The 4,653-nt window shown below is 64.4% G+C and carries 3 protein-coding genes; all 3 read right to left on the bottom strand.

Annotated features, from left to right (window positions below; genetic code table 11):
* A partial coding sequence (locus WB785_RS22260) for a pyruvate carboxylase (protein ID WP_424081884.1) occupies positions 1–3,224 on the bottom strand: 3,224 nt, incomplete at its 3' end.
* 22 nt (positions 3,225–3,246) lie between these two features.
* On the bottom strand, positions 3,247–3,912 hold the full coding sequence (locus WB785_RS22255) for a vitamin K epoxide reductase family protein (protein ID WP_424081888.1): 666 nt from the start codon (positions 3,910–3,912) through the stop codon (positions 3,247–3,249).
* Between the two features lie 29 nt (positions 3,913–3,941).
* Positions 3,942–4,631: a DsbA family protein gene (locus WB785_RS22250; protein WP_424081886.1), complete on the bottom strand. Its 690-nt coding sequence runs from the start codon at positions 4,629–4,631 to the stop codon at positions 3,942–3,944.
* Positions 4,632–4,653: the final 22 nt, after the last annotated feature.

Below are 4,653 nucleotides of genomic sequence, written 5' to 3'. Positions count from 1 at the left end.
GAGACGCCGACGGTGACTACCCCGGCAAAGGGTGCCGCGACGTGGTTGGGATTGGCCCGGTCGGCCTTCTCCGCGGTGGGCATCTTGCTGGCGATGCTGCGGTCACGAACCTCCACCGGGCGTAACTGACCGTTGATGATGCACATCACCGTGCGCATGCCGCGTTCGTCGGGCTCTGAGATGGCTTCCAAACCGATCAGCAGCTCGACGCCGGGTTCCAGTTGCACCCGGTGTTCTTCGCCTTGGCGCAAGCCGTAGAAGAACTGGTTGGCCGACAGCCGTGACGTGTCGCCGTAGCTTTCCCGATGAGCCTCGAATTCCTTTGTCGGCCCGGGAAATAGCAATCGGTTGAGGGTGGCTTGACGTTTCGCGCCTAGCAGCTCGAGGGTGGCCTCGTCGTCGGGCGTGAGTTCCTCGACCGGCCTGGCCGGTCCCCGGCCGGCAAGGGCCTTGGTGCGCAGCGGTTCCGGCCAGCCGCCTGCCGGGTCGCCCAACTCGCCCCGCAGAAACCCCAGCACTGATTCGGGGATGTCGAATCGACCTGGGTCTGCAGCGAATTCGTCTGCGCTCACCCCAGCGCCGACCAACGCGAGCGCCAAATCGCCAACCACCTTCGACGAGGGTGTGACTTTGATCAGCCTGCCTAGCACCCGGTCGGCACCGGCGTAGGCCTCCTCCACCTCCTCGAACCGGTCCCCCAAACCCAGCGCTATGGCCTGTTGGCGCAAATTCGATAATTGGCCACCTGGAATCTCGTGGTGGTAGACCCGTCCCGTTGGCCCCGGCAACCCAGATTCGAATGGCGCGTATACCTTTCGCAGCGCCTCCCAATACGGCTCGAGTGCGCAGACCGCCGACAGGGACAAACCGGTGTCGCGCTCGGTGTGCGCAGCCGCGGCGACGATCGAGCTCAGCGCGGGCTGGCTGGTGGTTCCGGCCATCGGCGCGGCGGCACCGTCGACAGCGTCGGCGCCGGCGTGCCAGGCCGCCACATAGCTGGCCAGCTGCCCGCCGGGGGTGTCGTGGGTGTGGAAGTGCACGGGCAGGTCGAAGCGGCTGCGCAGCGCACCGACCAGTTTTTGCGCCGCCTGTGGCCGCAGCAGTCCGGCCATGTCCTTGATGGCCAACACGTGCGCGCCGGCGTCGACGATCTGCTCGGCAAGTTTCAGATAGTAATCGAGCGTGTAGAGCTGCTCGCCTGGATCGGACAGGTCACCGGTGTAACACATCGCGACTTCGGCTATCGCAGAACCCGTTTCGCGCACTGCGTCAATCGCCGGGCGCATCGACTCAAGGTTGTTCAGCGCGTCGAAGATTCGGAAGATGTCGATTCCGGTGCGCGTCGCCTCGTCCACGAACGCCGACGTGACCAGCTCGGGATAGGGTGTGTAGCCAACGGTATTGCGGCCACGCAAAAGCATCTGCAGACAGATGTTTGGCATCGCTTCACGCAGCGCGGCCAGCCGTTCCCAGGGGTCCTCTTTGAGGAAGCGCAGCGCCACATCGTAAGTCGCACCCCCCCAACACTCCACCGAAAGCAGTTGCGGCATGGTGCGGGCAAGGTAAGGGGCGACCATCACGAGGCCGCTGGTGCGCACTCGGGTGGCCAGCAGCGACTGGTGGGCGTCGCGGAACGTGGTGTCGGTGACGGCGACCACGGGCGATTCTCTGAGCCAGCGCGCGAAACCCTCCGGCCCCAACTCGACCAGCCGTTGCTTGGAGCCCGGCGGCGGCGCGGCCTCTAAATCGACGTCGGGCAATTTGTCGTGCGGATACATCGTCGAAGGTCGCGAGCCGTGTGGTTTGTTGACGGTCACGTCGGCCAGGTAGTTGAGGATCTTGGTACCGCGGTCGGCCGACGATCGCGCCGTGAGTAGTTGCGGGCGCTCGTCGATGAACGAGGTGGTGATGTGGCCGGCCTGGAAGTCCGGGTCGTCCAAAACCGCTTGCAGGAACGGGATATTCGTCGACACACCACGGATGCGAAACTCTGCGATCGCGCGGCGGGCCCGGCTCACCGCGGTCGGGAAGTCACGGCCCCGGCAGGTCAGCTTGACCAGCATGGAATCGAAGTGCGCGCTGATTTCCGCGCCCAAATTCGTGCCGCCGTCAAGCCGGATGCCCGCCCCGCCCGGACTGCGGTAGGCGCTGATCCGGCCGGTGTCTGGCCGGAACCCGTTGGCCGGGTCTTCGGTGGTGATCCGGCACTGCAGCGCCGCACCGTGGGGCCGGATCGCGTCCTGACGCAGACCCAAATCGTCGAGTGTCTCGCCGGCGGCGATGCGCAACTGGCTGGACACCAGATCGACGTCGGTGATCTCCTCGGTGACCGTGTGCTCGACCTGGATTCGCGGATTCATCTCGATGAAGACGTAATGCCCGCGCTCGTCTAGAAGGAACTCCACCGTCCCAGCGCAGCTGTAGCCGATGTGACGGGCGAAATCCACTGCGTCGGAGCAGATCTTGGCGCGCAGCTCCTGGGGAAGATTCGGAGCTGGCGCCAACTCGACGACTTTCTGGTGGCGCCGCTGCACACTGCAGTCCCGCTCGTAGAGATGGATGACGTCGCCGCGTGTATCGGCGAGGATCTGAACCTCGATGTGGCGTGGATTGATCACCGCTTGTTCGAGGTAGACCGTGGAATCCCCGAAGGCCGATTCGGCTTCTCGGCTGGCGGCTTCGATGGCCTCGGCCAGCGCCGCGGGATCGGCGACCCGCCGCATTCCCCGGCCCCCGCCCCCGGCGACGGCTTTGACGAATAGCGGGAATTGCATCTTCGTGGCGGCAGAAACCAACTCATCGACGGACGCTGACGGCGCCGAGGACGCGAGGACGGGCAGACCGGCTTCGCGCGCCGCCGCGATCGCACGGGACTTATTGCCGGTCAGCTCAAGCACTTCGGCGCTAGGCCCGACGAATGTGATGCCCGCGTCCGCGCAGGCCGCCGCCAGCTCAGGGTTCTCCGATAAGAATCCGTATCCGGGGTACACCGCGTCTGCGCCGGAACTTCGTGCCGTGTCGACGATTTCGTCGACTGACAGATACGCCCGCACCGGGTGGCCGATCTCGCCGATCTGATAGGACTCGTCCGCTTTGAGGCGGTGGACCGAATTTCGGTCTTCGTAGGGGTAGATGGCGACAGTGCCGACGCCCAGTTCGTACGCGGCGCGAAACGCGCGGATGGCGATCTCGCCGCGATTGGCAACCAACACTTTCGAGATCACGCGCGTACCCTACCTTGGATCCTTATAGAAGCGTGGACCAGTAATCCCAGAACCGGGCCAGTATCAGCAGAAACACCGCGGTAAACCAGAGCGCGGCGATCGACCATCGCCAACGGTAGAGCTCATGCATTACCGGGCTGGTATGGCTTTCATCGGCCGGTCGCAACGCAATCGAGGCGACCACCACCAACAGCGAGATCGTGGCCACCCACACCACCATGCAGTAGGGGCACAATGCCCCTATCTGGTAAAGACTTTGGACGATCAGCCAGTGCACGAACCCGGCGCCGGCCAGTGTTCCAGCAGCTATTCCGATCCAATACCACCGCGGCAGCGGCACTTTCGCCACGGCCAAGACGCCGGTCACCGTCACGACGGTGAACGCGGCGATACCGATGAGCGAGTTGGGGAAACCCAGCACCGAAGCTTGTGGTGTCGTCATCACCGAACCGCACGACACAATCGGGTTGATATTGCACGACGGCACGTATGACGCGTTGAGCAGGATCTTGATCTTCTCCACCGTCAGCGTGATCGACGCGATCAGCCCAATTATCCCGGCGATCAGCACCCACCATGCGCTGGCCAGCGGCACCGGGGGCCCATGCTGGGACGGCGAAGCCGAATCTTGCGTCGGCTCGCCAGCTTGCGCTGAAACCTCTCCGGTAGGAGCGCCACTCCTCCTCATCGCTTCGCTCTGCATCGTCGTGACGCGGGTCACGCTGCTGGGGTCGCCGCCGAGTCGAGGCCGGGGACATCCCCGACGATCTCTTTGATCTTGGCCACCAACGCTTCCGGCGTCGACCATTGGTAGTCCTGGCCGTTGATACGGACCGTCGGGGTGGCGTGGATGCCGGCGGCCGAGGCCAGGCCGTCGACCATTGAGGTGTACTTGCCGGCCTTGATGCAGTCTGGAACCTTGCCCACCACGCCGGCCTCACGGGCCAGCTCGGTCAGTTTCGCATTGTCTGGGAATGTGGTGCCGGTCTCGGAGGGCTGTATTTCCTTGGTGTACAAGGCGGTGTGGAAACGCCGGAACGCGTCAATCGACTCATCGGCGACGCAATAGGCCGCATTGGCGGCTCGCGACGAGTACTCGTCGTTCTGTGGTCTGCTGAGGAACCCGAGCATGTAGTAGTCGGCGGCGATCGCGCCGCTGTCGATCAGCTTCGACACCGTCGGCCCGAACGCGCGCTCGAAGTTCCCGCATGCCGGGCAGAGGAAGTCTTCGTAGAACGTCACGTCGGCTTTGGGTTTGCCATCTTGAGTGATCAGCTTGCTCGACGTGACCCGCACCGCCTGCTCGGCGCCGGGAGAGGTCTTCTTGTTATGCGAGATCACGATGTAGCCGACTAGCGCGACGGCGAAAAGCATCACGATCGCGGTCAGCCCGATCCGGACCAGCAGGTCCCGTCTGCGCCCTGCAGCG

This window comes from Mycobacterium sp., assembly GCF_049585075.1.
Taxonomy (GTDB): domain Bacteria; phylum Actinomycetota; class Actinomycetes; order Mycobacteriales; family Mycobacteriaceae; genus Mycobacterium.
This window is presented reverse-complemented; position numbering and strand designations above follow the sequence as displayed.

Excerpts from the sequence above, each read along its gene's own strand:
- WB785_RS22255 (WP_424081888.1), bottom strand. The coding sequence starts at position 3,912 with ATGAGGAGGAGTGGCGCTCCTACCGGAGAGGTTTCAGCGCAAGCTGGC.